Source organism: Fulvimarina manganoxydans (genome assembly GCF_900176465.1).
Taxonomy (GTDB): Bacteria; Pseudomonadota; Alphaproteobacteria; order Rhizobiales; family Rhizobiaceae; genus Fulvimarina; species Fulvimarina manganoxydans.
The window spans coordinates 37,387-53,089 of sequence record NZ_FWXR01000003.1; the positions used below are offsets into that span (position 1 = coordinate 37,387).

A 15,703-nucleotide genomic window follows, 5' to 3' on the forward strand; every position below is an offset into this window, starting at 1 on the left:
AGGATTCGGCTCATCCAACCGGCGAGTGAGACGAGACGTTTGCCTCACGTTGCGAGCGGTCTGACATCGACCGAGCCATCGCCGATATCGAGTTCGCGGACCGCCGTCTCGTGATCCCCATGACGCTTTTTGACGATTGTGATCGTGCGGCGGATATCCGTTCCGGCCTGTTCGTAGCGCAGGAGGATGGCGGTGTCGGAGAGATAGCTCGTATCGATATCCATGGACTGGGGACCGCCAAGCACTCCGTGCTGCGCAACGATGAGTATTGTCAGCACCCCGCGGCGCGAGAGATAGGCGAGAAGGGAATGAAGCTGGGTGATCAGATCCCGCTCCTCGGGCATGGCGCCGAGATAGCCCGTCAGGCTGTCGATGACGACGACCCTTGCACCTCGGTCCTCGACGCTGGTGACCACCGCTTGGGCGAATTCGCCTGGCGAAGTCTCGGCTGGATTGAAGTGTTGAAGCGTTAGCGTTCCCGCCTTTTCCCGCTCCTCGAGATGAAAGCCGAGGTCTCTTGAGCGTCTGCGGAAAATTTCCGGGCGTTCCTCGAAGAGAAACATGGCAGTCGACCGGCCGCTACGAGCACCATGATCAGCATAGGCGGTCGCCAAGGTGGATTTTCCCGTACCTGCCTGGCCGACGATCAGACAGGTCGTTCCTTCCTCCAGGCCTCCCCCCAACATCTCGTCGACGGCGGAGAGGCCGCTTCCCACGATGCCGCTCGCAGGGGAGGCTTCGTGAAGGTCCGGCACGATCCGCGGAAAGATGGTCAGGCCGCCGGTCCGGATCGTCACGTCGTGGTTGCCCTCTATGAACCGATGTCCGCGCATCTTTGCAACGCAGAGCTGGCGATGCGTCTTGCCATAGGTGGGCACCCGCATGGAGAGTTCGATGACGCCATGGGCGAGCGCTTCCAACTGGCGATCGCCCAATTCGCGATCCGCATAGTCGAGGAAAAGCGCGGTGGCGCCCGATTGCAGAACGAGCGATTTCAGAAGAAGGAGATTGCGCCGATAGGACAGGTGATTACCTGCCAGAAGACGGAATTCGAAAAGCGAGTCGAAGACGATCCGGTCGGCCTTCGATCGGGCAAGCAGCTCCCGGATATGTTCCATGGTCCGGGCAAGCTCGACTTCGGCCGTCTGTAGAACTGTTTGACGCTCTGCAACGTCTCGCGCCAGATCCAGCGGCGAAAGTTCCTCGATGTCGAGCAGGTCTAAAGACATGCCATGGGAACGGGCGATCCGTCGCAGATCGGCTTCGCTCTGTGAAATCGTGATGAAAAGGCCTTTCTCGCCCTTTGCGGCACCATCGATAAGAAACTGCAAGGCGAGCGTCGTTTTACCGGTGCCGGGGTTTCCCTGGAGGAAATGCATGGCTCTCGGCGGCAAACCTCCAAAAAGCACTTGGTCGAGACCTGCGACACCGGTCGAGACCGGGCTTGAACCCGACCAAATTTCGCTATCCATATTGCCCCGCTCCGGCTGTGTTCCATTTTTACGCAAAATACGCATATTCGGGCGGCTCTGTATTAACTTGCTTTATAAGCTTATGAATTGAAGGCATTATTTATGTTCGTCCAACGCTTTTCATAGCATTCGAACTGGTTACTTAGAGGGTAGGGACGGACGTGACGATCTCGGACGACGACAAAGCGCCGGAACTTTCGCGTGAAACTCACGTCACTGCCGGTGAATTGAACCGCAATTTCGGTGAAATACAGGATCGTGCGCGCCATGGGCCGGTGGTCGTCACCCATCACGGACGCCCGCGTGTCGCGATCGTCTCGATTGAGGATTATGAGAAGCTGAAGGCCGCCAAGGCGCCGCCTGACGGAACCTATCGCCGCAAGCTCAGCATCGTCCTCGACTGCATCCAGGAATGCTATGTTTCCCTGGACCGCGACTGGACGATCGTCTCGGTTAACCGCATGGCAGAGCTTTTCATCGGCATGAGCCGGGATGAACTCGTCGGATTGGACTGGCGCACAGCCTTTCCCAATACGCGCGGATCGGTTGCCGAGGACCATTTGCGGCGCGTCTTCGCCCATGGCGAGGTCGCCGCATTCGAAACCACCTCGCTCACCAATCCGCATCGGACGGTCGCCATACGCATGTTCCCGCTGCCTTTGCCGGGTGGAGGGGCGGGAATTCTCTTTTCGACAGTCTCAGCGGGGCCAAGCCGTTAGGAGCGGTCAGCCAATGACCGCGCTCTCTGGATTGCGGCGCCCTTGGGAAGAGATCAATGGTCCGTCGCCATATCGAAGCTCAAATCACGCGATGACAGGATGGAGCAAAACGAGGATTGACATGCGCATGACCAGGATTGTACCGATCGGTACAAATGCAAATCTCGTCTGGAGAGCACGATGTCGAGGCCGCCCTTGCCACCTTTCACCCGCGAAACGGCCGCTCAAAAGGCGCGGATGGCCGAAGACGCGTGGAACAGCCGTGACCCGGAGAAGGTCTCGCTTGCCTACACGCCTGATAGCGCTTGGCGAAATCGAGGCGAGTTCCTCACGGGTTGGGAAGCGATCGTTGCGTTTCTGACGCGAAAATGGGCTCGCGAGCTTGATTATCGGCTCATCAAGGAAGTCTGGGCCTTCGCGGATAACCGCATTGCGGCCCGCTTCGCCTATGAGTGGCGCGACGACAGCGGCAACTGGTTCCGCTCTTATGGGAACGAAAATTGGGAGTTCAACGAAGCCGGACTGATGGCTCGGCGTATTGCTTCGATCAACGACCTTCCGATCCACGAAAGCGATCGTCTCTTCCATTGGCCGCTGGGACGTCGGCCGGACGATCATCCCTCCTTGAGCGATCTCGGGCTCTGATCGGTGGCACGCGCCTTCGCCGAACGCTCCGAGGTCGTTCCGCTCCTCGCCGAGGTCTTTCGCGAACATGGGGTCGAGGGCGCGAGTTTATCGCTGATCTCCAAGGCGACGGGCCTTGGCAAAGGCAGCCTCTACAACTTCTTCCCTGGCGGGAAGGAGGAGATGTTGTCCGCGGTTCTCGACGACATCGATCGCTGGTTTGAGACGTCCGTCTTTTCGCCGCTCGAGCGGGCAACTCCGCCAAAGGACGCGATGCAAGACATGTTGCGGGATGTGGACGCCTACTTCCGGTCCGGCGGCAGGATCTGTCTTGTCGGGGTGATTGGTCTCGGCGCGGCGCGCGAGCCTTTCGCAAAGCGAATCGCGCAATATTTTGAGCGATGGGTCGGGGCTCTCAGTGCCTGCCTTCAGACCGCAGGTCTGTCGCCGACCGTCGCATTGTCGCGGGCAGAGGAAGCCGTCGCCGGAATCCAGGGCGCGATCGTTTTGTCGAAAGCCCTTGGAAGCGCGGAGGTGTTCCGGCGCAGGCTGCGCCAGATCGAGATGCACCTGCTCGAAACGATCGTCTGACCGATGCCGATGCGTCCGAGCGGCTCGTCAGGCCGGCATCGAGACCTGAAGGAAACGCCCTTCGCGCACGTCGAAAAGACCGCCGGTCTCGGTGAGGCCGGGCAGAGCCAGCGGCAGCATTGCCTCGGCGACCTCACGCGGGGTCGGCAGCGTTTCCGGATCTTCGCCAGGCATCGCTTCGGCGCGCATCTTGGTCGCTGTTGCGCCGGGATTGACTGAATTGACGCGCAAGGGGAGTTTTTGCGTCTCGTTCGCCCAGCTTTTGCCGAGAGCTTCCACGGCCGCTTTCGTCGCGGCGTAGAGACCCCAATAGGCTTTCGCCGAATGGGCGGCGCCGGACGACATCAGGATTGCGCGGCCGGCATCGGATCGGCGAAGCAGAGGGTCGAGCGAGCGGATCAGCCGCCAGACACTGGTGACATTCGTCGCCATCGTCTTTTCGAACAGCTTTGGATCGATATGACCGATGGGGGACAGGACGCCCAAAAGCCCGGCATTCGCCACCATCACGTCGAGCTTGCCCCAGCGCTCGAAAATGGCCGCGCCCAGCCGGTCGATCCCGGCCGAATCGAGAAGATCGAGCGGCACGAGGGTCGTCGAGCCGCCTTCGGCCTTGATGGCGTCGTCGAGTTCTTCCAATCCGCCGACCGTGCGGGCGACGGCGATCACATGGGCGCCTTCGCTGGCGAGTACCCGCGAAAACTCATAGCCGATCCCCCGCGAGGCACCGGTTACCACCGCCACCCTGTCTGTCAGTCGCCCGCTCATGGATGCCTTTTCGTCCGTCTGGAACTTTGATTGCGTCGTCAGCCGGCGCCGCCGAGCAGCGAGAGCTGGCGCACATTGTCGGCCGTGTCCTGGTCGGTCAGGGCCGTCGGATAATCGCCCGTGAAACAGGCGTCGCAGAATTGCGGCTGGATGGCGTCGCGCCCATCCTCGTCGCAAGCCCGGTAGAGCCCGTCGATCGTCAGAAAGGCGAGGCTGTCCACTTTGATGAACTCCGCCATCTCGGCAATGGTCATGCGCGAAGCGAGCAGCTTTCCCGTCTCCGGCGTGTCGACGCCGTAGAAACAGGCGCCCGTCGTCGGCGGCGATGCAATGCGCATATGCACTTCGCTCGCGCCCGCGTCGCGCACCATCTGAACGATCTTCTGGCTCGTCGTGCCGCGAACGATCGAATCGTCGACGAGGATGACGCGCTTGCCCTCGATCATTGAGCGATTGGCGTTGTGCTTCAGCCTGACGCCCATATGGCGGATCGCGTCGGTCGGCTGAATGAAGGTACGTCCGACATAATGATTGCGGATGATGCCGAGCTCGAAGGGGAGGGCGGCCTGTTGGGCATAGCCGATCGCCGCTGGGACGCCTGAGTCAGGCACCGGCACCACGATATCGGCGTCCACATGGCTCTCGCGCGCCAGCTCCTCGCCGATCTTCTTGCGGATCGTATAGACGTTGCGCCCTTCGACGGAGGAGTCGGGCCGGGCGAAATAAACATATTCGAAGATGCAGAAGCGCGGTTTGCGCTTCTGGAAGGGAAACAGGCTCTCGATCCCCTTGTCGGTGACGATCACCATCTCGCCGGGCTCGATGTCCCGGACGAAATCCGCCCCGATAATATCGAGCGCGCAGGTCTCGGAGGTGAGGATCGGCGCGCCTTCCAGATCGCCAAGAACGAGGGGGCGAATGCCCAGCGGATCACGTACGCCGACCATCTTGCCGGCCGCCAGGCCCACCAGGGAAAAGGCGCCTTCGAGCCGCGACAAAGCGTCGATCAGCTTGTCCTTGAAATGCCGCGCCCCGGAGGTCGCGATCAGATGCAGGATCGTCTCGGTGTCGGAGGTGGAGGAGAAGATCGACCCGCGCCGCTGAAGCTCGCGCTGGACCGTCATGGCATTGGTGATGTTGCCATTATGGGCGACGGCGAAGCCGCCGGCTGAAAGCTCGGCGAAGAAGGGCTGCACGTTGCGCAGGCCGCCGCCGCCGGTGGTCGCATAGCGCGTATGGCCGATCGCCGAATCGCCCGGGAGGCGTTCCAGGACCGCCTGCTTGGTGAAGGTATCGCCGATCAGACCGGGATGGCGCTCCACATGGAACTGGGCGCCGTCATAGGCGACAATGCCCGCTGCCTCCTGGCCTCGATGCTGCAGCGCATGAAGGCCGAGCGTAACCAACGCAGCCGCGTCCGCCCGATTGAAAATGCCGAAAACGCCGCATTCTTCATGCAGCGTGTCGTCGCCGAAGGGCGTCTCGTCCATCAGATGTCTCGTCGCTTGCCGGAGACCGGTCTCCTGGTCGCCGACCCTATATAGACGCTCGCGGCCGCAGTTGCGAGTGATTCCAAACACCCATGTGACAGCGATACGACTTCGACAGGGGCAATAGGCCGACGCGCCGGCCTTTGCAACCGTTCCAACGCGGCTGATGATTACTGACTGTTTTGGATGACGCCCTCGACCGTGTCCGGCTCGCCGGTGGCGGGTTCCTCGTCGGCGCCTCCCGCCAGACCGTCCAGCTGATCGAAGATCGCGCCTTGCGGATTTTCGGGAAGAGCGGCGACGAGCTGTTGGCCCAGGTCGTCGAGGAACGGTTTGGACGCGGCATTGGCGACCCAGCCCGGCTGATTCTCCGGCGCGAGCCAGTTGAAGAACAGCATCGCCACGACGACGAGGAGAAGACCGCGGACTGCGCCGAAGATGAAGCCGAGCACCCGGTCCAGTGCACCAATTCGGCTGTCGATGATGAAATCGGCGATTTTCAGCGTGATGAAGGAGACGATGATAAGTGTGACGAAGAAGATGCCGGCCGCAGCGATCGCCATCGCGGCCTTCTCATTGTTCACATACTGGCTGACGAACGGCGTCAAGGACTCGAAGAAATAGTAGGCGGCGAAGGCCGAAACGCCCCAGGCGACCACCGATAGGACTTCCCGGGAAAAGCCGCGGACCATGGCCAGCAGCGCCGAGACGAGCATGATGGCGACGAGGATCGCGTCGAGAATGGTGAGTGTCATCGCTTATGATCCGTGATCGATCGTTTCTGGGCTCCGCAGGCCGCGCCCAATGAAGTTGGACGTGCCTTAACGCTCCGTTTCGCACAAATCCATTGCTCGAACATCAAGACTTCGCGGCGAAGGTTCAGAGAATGGCCGTCAATCCTCCTCCGAGAGGCTCGCCGAACCGGCTGCGATATGGGCGACGAGGTCGCCCAGCGTCTCGACCGCGCGCACGGATATGCCCGATTTCGGTAGGTCGGCGCTGGCCGACGGGACGGTCGCGGCGGAAAAACCGAGCTTTTCCGCTTCCCTCAGCCTCTGGACGGCATGGGCGACCGGGCGAGCCGCCCCCGACAGGCTAACTTCGCCGAAATAGACCGAATCGGCGGGAAGCGCGGCGCCCGAAAGAGAGGAGACAAGCGCGGCGGCAACGGCAAGGTCGGCCGCCGGTTCGGAGATGCGGAAACCGCCGGCGACATTAAGATAGACGTCGTGACTGCCGAGCCGCACCCCGCAGCGCGCTTCGAGAACGGCGAGCACCATGGCAAGGCGCGCCGAATCCCAGCCGACCACGGCCCGTCGCGGCGTTCCGAGCGACGAAGGGGCGACGAGAGCCTGAATCTCGACGAGAACAGGGCGCGTGCCCTCCATGCCGGCAAAGACCGCAGCGCCCGGCGCCTTGTCGTTGCGCTCCCCGAGAAAAAGCTCCGAAGGGTTCGCGACTTCCCTCAGGCCGGTATCGCCCATTTCGAATACGCCGATCTCGTCGGTCGGTCCGAAGCGGTTCTTGACGGTTCTCAGAATGCGGTAGTGGTGACCGCCTTCGCCCTCGAAATAAAGCACGGCGTCGACCATGTGCTCGACGACGCGCGGGCCGGCGATCTGGCCTTCCTTGGTGACATGGCCGACGAGGACGACAGCCGCGCCGCTGGCTTTGGCAAAGCGGATCAGCGCCTGAGCGCCCGTGCGGACCTGGGTGACGGTGCCGGGCGCCGATTCGGCGGTGTCGCTCCAAAGAGTCTGAATGGAATCGACGACGACGAGGTCGGGCCGGCCGGCATCGGCGAGCGTCGCCAGAATGTCTTCCACATTCGTCTCGGCCATCAGCTGGACGGAGGTATCGGCCGCCTTCAGACGCTCGGCGCGCAGACGGACCTGGGCGACGGCTTCCTCGCCAGATACATAGATGACCTTGGCACCGCGCCGGGCGAGGGCGCTCGCGGCCTGCATCAGGAGCGTGGACTTGCCGATGCCGGGATCGCCGCCGATCAGGATCGCTGAGCCGCGCACGATGCCGCCGCCGGTCGCGCGGTCGAGCTCGGCAATGCCGGAAGCGATGCGGGGCGCTTCCTCATTCTCGCCGGCCAGCGGCAGAAGGGCCGAAGGACGGCCCTTGCGCCGCGATCGCTGCGGCCCACCGGCGACCCCGCCCGCCGAGGACTCCTCGACGATCGTATTCCATTCGCCGCAGGCGTCGCATTTGCCCTGCCAGCGATTATAGACCGCGCCGCAGGCCTGGCAGATGAAGGTGATTTTCGGTTTCGCCATGAGCCTCGTTTAGGGCCCTCGAAGACAAAACGGAACCCGGCTCGCTTGCCGTGATGCGGCTAGCCGAAATGCCGGACGAGAAGCTCCGACATCTTCATCAGTGTGACGATCACAAGAGCCACACCGATGGCAGGGGCGCCGTGCTTGACAACATATGCGATCGCCTCGCGAAGGCCCTCGCTCCAACTCTGGTCCTGGTAACGTCGCTCAGAGTGCCTTGCCAACACGTCCTCCTGAGATGCCGAGGCTGATCGCCGCAAGTATGCCCGGCATATAGACCTGCATCACGCTGCTCTCAATCCTGGCTTTCGCTGTCCCCAATGCGAGGATCGTACACACCACGAAGCAAAGTGCCGGAAGGGCCGCAAAAACCAATATGTCGGTCTTGTTGACGGTCGGTTGCGAGAGCATGGCGGTGATGCCGATGACGAAAGCAGTGACGAGAAATTCGATCCAAGCCGGAGCGAGATAGGTCGAGTAGAAGTGCTCAAAGAGGTCTTGCCCTGGCTTGTCGATCAACGCGAATTTGAGCCCAATGCCGATGACGACAGGAATAAAGGGCACCAGACCACGCAGGAAATCGTAACGGCCTTCCACGTGCTTTCCACTCGAAGCTATCTCTATTCGCTATATCGCGCCTCTCGGCTGTGTTCAACACGGGCGATCGGCGACGACCAGCTCCGCCTTACCCTTTGCCCGAGCCCCGTCAGCAACTCATAGCCGATGGTCCCCGCCGCTGCCGCCACCTCGTCCAAAGCGACGTTCGGGCCGAAGAACTCCGCGCGGTCGCCGGGTTGGATCGCGTCTTCGGGCAGGTCGGTCACGTCGAGAAGGGTCAGATCCATCGAGATGCGGCCGAGAATTGGGACGCTATGACCTGCGAGGACGGCATGGGGGCCGGGAGAGAGGCCGCGCATGGGAATGCCTGCCCCGGACAGGGTGCGAAGATAGCCGTCGGCATAGCCGAGACCAACGGTCGCGATCCGCGTCGGGCGTTCGAGACGCGCCGAGCCGCCATAGCCCGCGCGCTCGCCGGTTCTTGCCTCACGAATCTGCAGGACCGCCGCCGAGAGTGTCGCGACCGTATTGGGACGGCCATCCGACTGGGGCCCGGCACGCCCGCCATAAAGGGCGATGCCGGGGCGCGTCAGGTCGAGGGTGTAATCCGGGCCGAGAAAGCACGCCGCGGAATTAGCGAGCGAGCGTTCGGCGCCGGGAAAGCGGTCGGCGATCCCCATGAACCGGGCGCGCTGATGTTCGCTCTGGTCCGGGTCTTCATCGGCGCTGGCGAGATGGCTCATCACCATCGATACGTCGAGCGCGCCATGCATGGCGGCTTCGACAATTGGCAGGGCGCTCTCGTCGAGGCCGAGCCGGTTCATGCCGGTCTCGAATTGAAGCGCGGCGGGCGCGCGTCTATCCGCCCGCTCCAGGCCTTCGCCCCAGGCTGCGATCTGGGCGAGAGTGGAGAGGACGGGGGTCAGCCGCGCGTCCAGGCAGAGAGGGATGTCAGTGAGATCGACGCCCTGAAGGATGTAGATCCGTGCGTCTCCGATCCCCGCCTCGTCGAGGGCGGGACGCAACTCGGCGCCTTCTTCGACCCAGGCGGTGAAGAAGTCCCGGCACCCGGCTTCGGCCAGGGCGAGGGCCACCGGCACGGCGCCAAGGCCATACCCGTTTGCCTTGACCGCCGCGCCCGTGCGCCCTGTTCGATTGAGCCGGGCGAGCGTCCGCCAATTGGCCTGAAGCGCCTCTCGGTCGATCGTCACGCGGGGCAAAAGGCTGGATCGATTGTCGGCTTCGAGATGGTTCATTCGGGACGAACGCTCTCCTTTTGCGATCACTCGTAGCGTTCCGGAAGATAAGCCTCCTCGGCGAGATCGGAAAAGCGGGTGTATTCGGCCTGGAAGGCGAGGGATACCGTGCCGACAGGCCCGTGACGCTGCTTGGCGATGATGACGTCGCCCTTGCCGCGTGCCTCGTTCAAGGCCTGTTCCCACTTCAAATGCTCGTCCGTTCCGGGCTTGGGCTCGCGATTGGCGAGGTAATATTCGTCGCGATAGACGAAAAGGACGACGTCGGCGTCCTGCTCGATCGAGCCCGATTCGCGCAAATCCGCGAGCTGGGGGCGCTTGTCCTCGCGGTTCTCCACCTGACGCGAGAGCTGGGAGAGCGCGATGATCGGCACCGAGAGCTCCTTGGCGAGCGCTTTCAGGCCCGTCGTGATCTCGGTGATCTCCTGCACGCGGTTCTCCGAGGACTTCTTGGATGAACCGGTCATCAGCTGGACGTAGTCGATCACCATCAGGTCGAGGCCGCGTTGGCGTTTCAGGCGCCTTGCCCGAGCCGCGAGCTGGGCGATCGAGATGCCGCCGGTCTGGTCGATATAGAGCGGGATTTTGCTCATCATCTCCGTGCAGGCGATCAGCTTCTGGAGATCGGCATCATTGATCTCGCCGCGCCTGATCTTGGAGGACGAAATTTCGGTCTGCTCGGAAATGATACGGGTGGCCAGCTGTTCGGCTGACATTTCGAGGGAGAAGAAGCCGACCACGCCGCCATTCTTGGCCTTGAACGTGCCGTCGGCCTGTTCGGCCGGCTCATAGGCGGCCGCGACGTTGAAGGCGATGTTGGTGACGAGCGAGGTCTTACCCATAGCGGGGCGGCCGGCCAGAATGATCAAGTCGGAAGGCTGCAGGCCGCCCATCTTGCGGTCGAGGGTCTGAAGCCCCGACGAGATGCCGGAAAGGCCGCCATCGCGATCCTTGGCGGCGGTCGCCATTTGAACCGCCAGATCGATCGCGTCGCGGAAGGACTGGAAGCCGCCATCATAGCGTCCGGTCTCGGCGAGTTCGAAGAGCCGGCGCTCGGCATCCTCGATCTGCACCTTCGGCTCCATGTCGAGCGGCGCCTCATAGGCCAGATTGACCACATCCTCGCCAAGGCGGATCAGCGAGCGTCGAATGGCGAGATCGTAGATCGCGCGACCATAGTCGCCGGTATTGATGATCGTTGTTGCCGCCGCCGCGAGACGCGCGAGATATTCGGAGACCGTGATGTCGCCGACCCGTTGGGCGGCGGGCAGGAAGGTCTTGATCGTGACCGGATTGGCGATCTTGCCCATCCGCACCATCTCGGAGACCTTCGCGAAGATATCTCGGTGCAGCGGTTCGTAGAAATGCTCGGGTTTCAGGAAGTCATGGACGATGTAATAGGCATCGTTGTTGACCAGAATGGCGCCGAGCAGCGCCTGTTCGGCTTCCAGATTGTTGGGCGCCTCGCGATAAAGCGCCTGCTCGTCCTGTTCGAGCTTGCGTAATGCCTCCGCCATGGCCTGACCTTCGTCCTCGTCGCGCCAAACCCTGCCCTTTGTCGGCAAGGCGCATGACGCCGTCTTTCAATCGGATCGCCGATCGTCCGAGCGCCGGCTCGCAGGGCCGGCGGCCATGGGGACGCCTCGGCGGAAGAGGACAGCGATACACGAGGTGCCCGATCCTTAACAGGGCCGGGACGGCACGGGTGCCCCGTCCCGGTCGGGCTTTCGATCAGCGGGGAACGCTGTGGATAAGATTGGGGAAAGCTATTCGGCCGCCTCGCAACATTCGCGCCGCGCTAGCGTGCGTGCCGGGTCGGAGCCGTCGAGCTGTCGCAACCGTTCCTCGGCGTCGCTCATGTAACTTCGCGTGATCGGCAAAGCGTCGACCCGCTTTGCGAATTGCAGCTGGAAAACGACGCAATCCTGCCAGCGGAAGGCCGCTTCGGATGCTGCGAGGTAGAATTCCCACATGCGGCAGAACCGCTCATCATAGAGCGACTTGGCTTCGTTCCGCCTTTCGGCGAACCGCTCCCGCCATGCCTCGAGGGTCTTGGCATAATGAAGCCGCAACACCTCCACATCGGTGAGGATCAGCCCGCTTCGCTGCACCGGCTCCATGATTTCCGACAAAGCTGGCAGATAGCCGCCGGGGAAAATATAGCGGGAGATGAAGGCATTGGTGTTGGCCGGCGCGCCGTAGCGGCCGATCGTGTGGAGCAGCATCACACCGTTCTTATCGAGAAGCCGATCGGCGTGCTGGAAGAATTCGTCGTAATAGTCGCGGCCCACATGCTCGAACATGCCGACGGACACGATGCGATCGAAGGGACCCTCGGTCTTGCGATAGTCCTCGATGCGAAAGCGCACCCGGTCGCCGAGCCTTTCCTTCATGGCCCGGCGCGAGGCGAGCTGATGCTGTTCGTCCGACAGCGTGATGCCGGTCACGTCCGCCGACAGATGGCGGCCGAGATAGAGCCCCAAGCCACCCCAGCCGCAGCCGATATCGAGGGTCTTGAGGCCGGGTCGATCAAAATTGAGCTTGGCGGCCACATGCCGCTTCTTGGCGAGTTGGGCCTGATCAAGATCGTCGCCCGGACTCTCGAAATAGGCGCAGGAATATTGCCGGTCGATATCGAGGAAGAGGTCGTAGAGCTCGGCCGACAGGTCGTAATGATGCTGGACGTTCCGGCGTGCGCGCTTTGGCGTGTTGTGCTGGACGAAGCGCCGCCAGGTGAGGCGCATACGCTCGATCGCCCGCATCCAGGGCTGGGCCGAAGCCTCGTTTCCAGCGTTGGAAAAGATCAGGGCCAGCGCGTCGTAGATGGTGCCTTCGACCATGTCGACGGCGCCATTCATATAGGATTCGCCGAATTTGAGCGCTGGGTTGACAGCGATCGCCCGTTCGGCGGCGCGCGACTTGATGTGGATGTGTACGGGGTCTCCGGCGCCATCGCCGAAACGATGGGTCTCGCCGTCCCCATCGGTGATGAGAAGATTTCCGTCGCTGACGATGCGGCGAAGATAAAAAGACAATAGGCTGTTCATGGCCAGTCTCCGGCCTCGACAGACCGAGCCTCGGAAATGGCGGTCAACTTCGCGTCGTTTCCGGCCGGTCTCCAATAACGATCTGTTGAGACACTAAGACGCGATCGGCCAAGGAAAAGGGCCCCGCATCGACGAGGCCCCAAAAATATTCCAGTGCGAGACAAGGAAATCTCGCATTCGATGAACCGACTAGCGAAGTCAGGCGGCCGGTGTCGTCTCGTCTTCGGCTTCGCCCTCGGTCTCGGCCGCCTCGTCCTCGACCTCGGCCTCATCCTCGAGGATCTCGTCTTCCTCGTCGGAGCCGTAGATCGCTTCGTAGGAGGTCAGATCCTCACCAGCTTCCTGACGCTGAGCCTCGTCCGGCGAACGGGCGACGTTGACATTGATCGTCACCTCGACCTCCGGATGGAGGGCGATCAGCACCGGATGGACGCCGATCATCTTGATCGGCTGCTGCATGGCGACCTCGTTGCGGCCGACCTTGAAGCCTTCGGCGGCCATCAGATCGGCAACGTCGCGCGCCGAAACCGAACCGTAGAGCTGGCCCGTCTCGCCGGCGGAGCGAACCGCGACGAAGGTCTTACCCTCGAGCCGGTCGGCGACCGTACGGGCATCGGCCTTGCGCTCTTCATTGCGCTGGATGATCTGAGCCTTCTGGGCCTCGAAGCGGGCGCGGTTGGCGTCGTTGGCGCGAAGGGCGCGGCCCGTCGGCAGAAGATAGTTGCGGGCATAGCCGTCGCGCACGCGCACGGTGTCGCCGATCTGGCCGAGACGGCCAATGCGTTCGAGAAGAATGACGTCCATTGTTTTGTCCTTTCGATGATCCGTCGATTGTCTTTTCGGGTTCCGGGTCGAGGTGCTGCGACCCGCGTCAGCGCGGGCCCGGCCTCGTGAGCGCCTCACCACGACGCCATGTCTCGACGATGCCCATGACGACGAAGACGAGAAGCGGGAAGGTGAGGAGAAGGATGGTGGCATAGACCGTGAAGAGCACGAGGCCACGGGCCGGGCGCCCGCGTGTGCGTCTGTGAAGGCGTGCCAGCCCGACCAGCGCGAAAGCGATGCCAAATGCGCCGGTAAAGACGGTCGCAACAAGATGCGCCGCGCCTGGAATGAAGGTGCCGATCAGCGAGACGACGAAGATCAGCAGCGCGCCCTGCGGCAGATTGGCGACCTGGGGCAGGTCGTCCTGGGGGCGCGGGAATTTGCCGGAGGAGCGCGCGATCCGAGCACCGAGATAAAGGCAGATGACGAGAACCAGCGTCAGCACCGCCGGCTGGATCAGCGGCACCAGAGCGACGATCAGCCCGGCCATATTCTCCAGCTGGACGCGAGCGGCCGGATCGAGATCGTTGGCGCCTTCGGTCAGCGAGGCCGTCAGAGCCGGCAGGATTTCCTGCGGATCGTAGGCGAGCATCCAGCCAAGCAGGACGCAGGCGACGGCCGCCGCCACGGTCAGGACGAACAGGATCCGCGAGACGGGAAACCACCGGATGGCCGGCTCGGACATCGGGACGTCATGCGGCGAGTGAGGCGTTTCCGCCGTGCTTTCCGTGACGCTCGCACGTCCGCCAAGATGGGCTGCGACGGCGATCGGCAGGGTCAGGGCGATGGCGAGCGTGAAGGCGCTCGGAACGTTCTGGGTGATGAGGAAGATGACGAGAGGCCCGACGAGCGCGGCAATGTAACCAGCGCTTCGGCCCCAGCCGAGACCTGCGATCGCAATGGGCAGCGGAGCGGCGAGTGCCAAGCCGACGGCACTGCCGGACTGCAGCGCAAGCCCCGCAAAGAGGAGCGCGCTTGCAAGGCCCGAAAGACCGGCCACAAGAAGGGTCGAGGGTGTCATCGTCTGGTGTCGCTGTCCTGCGTCTTTTGCAGTTAGGGGCCGCTCGGGCCCCAGCTTGGCTCTGTAAAGTCTTGCAGACCCGACCGCCGCCTGACTGCGGAGGGATCAAGGCCCGGCGCGTCATGCGCGCCGGGCTTTCAATCTCGTCGGACCGACCGCTGTATGGGCGGGGTAGCCCGGAGCCCTTTCAGGCTATCACTTCACCACATAGGGCAGAAGGCCCAGGAAGCGGGCGCGCTTGATCGCCTTTGCGAGAAGACGCTGGTTCTTCTGCGAAACCGCCGTGATGCGCGAGGGAACGATCTTGCCGCGCTCGGAAATGTAGCGCTGCAGGAGACGAACGTCCTTGTAGTCGATCTTCGGCGCCTCGGCCCCGGAGAAGGGGTCGGACTTGCGGCGACGATGGAACGGACGACGGGTCGGAAGCTGTGCGATATCGACCATGATGATTACTCCGAGTCGCTATTGCGTTCGCGGCGGGGACCACGGTCCTCGCGGTCGCCACGGGGGCCACGGTCGTCACGATCACCGCGCGGACCACGATCGTCGCGGTCACGGCGCGGGCCACGATCGTCACGGCCACCACGGCGCTGGCCGCGGTCGTCGCGCTTCTGCATCATGGCGGACGCGCCCTCTTCATGGGCGTCGACGCGGATGGTCATGAAGCGGATGACGTCCTCGTTGAAGCGCATCTGGCGCTCCATCTCCTGGACGGCCGACGCCGGGGCGTCGATGTTCATCAGCGTGTAATAGGCCTTGCGGTTTTTATCGATGCGATAGGCCAGGGACTTCAGACCCCAGTTCTCGACCTTCGCGACCTTGCCGCCGCCAGCTTCCAGAATGCCACGCAGGTTTTCGACCAACTGATCAACCTGCTGGTTCGAGATGTCCTGACGCGCAAGGAAGACGTGCTCGTAAAGAGCCATATCGTTTCGCCTTTCCGGTTTCGTTTTCCTGTCGTAACGGAGCCGGATCCCAGCGGCTAAGCCTCTGCGACCTTTCCAGCCGGCGATAGGCCGGAAACGGAAAGGCGCAAATAAAGGGAAC

General features: G+C 62.7%; 16 protein-coding genes. 3 read left to right on the forward strand and 13 right to left on the reverse strand.

What is annotated here, in order from left to right:
• Window positions 1–44 precede the first annotated feature (44 nt).
• Complete coding sequence (locus tag B9A15_RS04640) at window positions 45–1,517, reverse strand: ATPase domain-containing protein (protein ID WP_084408878.1); 1,473 nt, start codon at window positions 1,515–1,517, stop codon at window positions 45–47.
• Between the two features lie 116 nt (window positions 1,518–1,633).
• Between B9A15_RS04640 and B9A15_RS22850 the strand changes: the two genes are divergently transcribed.
• The 3 genes from B9A15_RS22850 to B9A15_RS04655 all read left to right on the forward strand — a co-directional run bounded on the left by B9A15_RS22850 (window position 1,634) and on the right by B9A15_RS04655 (window position 3,406).
• The gene (locus tag B9A15_RS22850; protein ID WP_084408879.1) at window positions 1,634–2,191 is read left to right on the forward strand and encodes a type II toxin-antitoxin system prevent-host-death family antitoxin; all 558 of its coding nucleotides are present in this window, start codon (window positions 1,634–1,636) and stop codon (window positions 2,189–2,191) included.
• Between the two features lie 180 nt (window positions 2,192–2,371).
• Complete coding sequence (locus tag B9A15_RS04650) at window positions 2,372–2,836, forward strand: nuclear transport factor 2 family protein (RefSeq protein WP_084408880.1); 465 nt, start codon at window positions 2,372–2,374, stop codon at window positions 2,834–2,836.
• A 3-nt stretch (window positions 2,837–2,839) separates the two neighbouring features.
• Complete coding sequence (locus B9A15_RS04655) at window positions 2,840–3,406, forward strand: TetR/AcrR family transcriptional regulator (RefSeq protein WP_084408881.1); 567 nt, start codon at window positions 2,840–2,842, stop codon at window positions 3,404–3,406.
• Window positions 3,407–3,433: 27 nt separating this feature from the next.
• Here the strand turns inward: B9A15_RS04655 and B9A15_RS04660 are convergent, their stop codons facing one another.
• From B9A15_RS04660 to rpsF, 12 genes are all read right to left on the reverse strand, one after another.
• Complete coding sequence (locus tag B9A15_RS04660) at window positions 3,434–4,174, reverse strand: SDR family NAD(P)-dependent oxidoreductase (protein WP_084408882.1); 741 nt, start codon at window positions 4,172–4,174, stop codon at window positions 3,434–3,436.
• 38 nt (window positions 4,175–4,212) lie between these two features.
• Window positions 4,213–5,664 carry an amidophosphoribosyltransferase gene (gene purF / locus B9A15_RS04665; RefSeq protein ID WP_084408883.1) on the reverse strand — a complete coding sequence of 484 codons (1,452 nt, stop codon included), beginning with the start codon at window positions 5,662–5,664 and terminating at the stop codon, window positions 4,213–4,215.
• Window positions 5,665–5,834: 170 nt separating this feature from the next.
• Window positions 5,835–6,419 (reverse strand): CvpA family protein, encoded by a 585-nt coding sequence (locus B9A15_RS04670; protein ID WP_084408884.1) that lies wholly within the window; start codon window positions 6,417–6,419, stop codon window positions 5,835–5,837.
• Between the two features lie 138 nt (window positions 6,420–6,557).
• A complete protein-coding gene (radA, locus tag B9A15_RS04675; protein ID WP_084408885.1) occupies window positions 6,558–7,949 on the reverse strand; it encodes a DNA repair protein RadA in 1,392 nt (463 codons plus the stop codon).
• Between the two features lie 207 nt (window positions 7,950–8,156).
• Window positions 8,157–8,546, reverse strand: a complete 390-nt coding sequence (locus tag B9A15_RS04680) for a hypothetical protein (RefSeq protein WP_084408886.1) — start codon at window positions 8,544–8,546, stop codon at window positions 8,157–8,159.
• A 23-nt stretch (window positions 8,547–8,569) separates the two neighbouring features.
• Window positions 8,570–9,763 carry an alanine racemase gene (gene alr / locus B9A15_RS04685; protein WP_084408887.1) on the reverse strand — a complete coding sequence of 398 codons (1,194 nt, stop codon included), beginning with the start codon at window positions 9,761–9,763 and terminating at the stop codon, window positions 8,570–8,572.
• 26 nt (window positions 9,764–9,789) lie between these two features.
• The gene (locus B9A15_RS04690) at window positions 9,790–11,280 is read right to left on the reverse strand and encodes a replicative DNA helicase (protein ID WP_084409120.1); all 1,491 of its coding nucleotides are present in this window, start codon (window positions 11,278–11,280) and stop codon (window positions 9,790–9,792) included.
• Between the two features lie 249 nt (window positions 11,281–11,529).
• Window positions 11,530–12,810, reverse strand: a complete 1,281-nt coding sequence (locus B9A15_RS04695) for a cyclopropane fatty acid synthase (RefSeq protein ID WP_084408888.1) — start codon at window positions 12,808–12,810, stop codon at window positions 11,530–11,532.
• Between the two features lie 198 nt (window positions 12,811–13,008).
• The gene (gene rplI, locus B9A15_RS04700) at window positions 13,009–13,614 is read right to left on the reverse strand and encodes a 50S ribosomal protein L9 (RefSeq protein WP_084408889.1); all 606 of its coding nucleotides are present in this window, start codon (window positions 13,612–13,614) and stop codon (window positions 13,009–13,011) included.
• Between the two features lie 67 nt (window positions 13,615–13,681).
• Complete coding sequence (locus tag B9A15_RS04705; protein WP_084408890.1) at window positions 13,682–14,656, reverse strand: hypothetical protein; 975 nt, start codon at window positions 14,654–14,656, stop codon at window positions 13,682–13,684.
• 195 nt (window positions 14,657–14,851) lie between these two features.
• The gene (gene rpsR / locus B9A15_RS04710) at window positions 14,852–15,100 is read right to left on the reverse strand and encodes a 30S ribosomal protein S18 (RefSeq protein WP_084408891.1); all 249 of its coding nucleotides are present in this window, start codon (window positions 15,098–15,100) and stop codon (window positions 14,852–14,854) included.
• Window positions 15,101–15,105: 5 nt separating this feature from the next.
• Entirely contained in the window at window positions 15,106–15,582 is a 477-nt protein-coding gene (gene rpsF, locus B9A15_RS04715) for a 30S ribosomal protein S6 (RefSeq protein WP_084408892.1), read from the reverse strand.
• Between the last annotated feature and the right edge of the window lie 121 nt (window positions 15,583–15,703).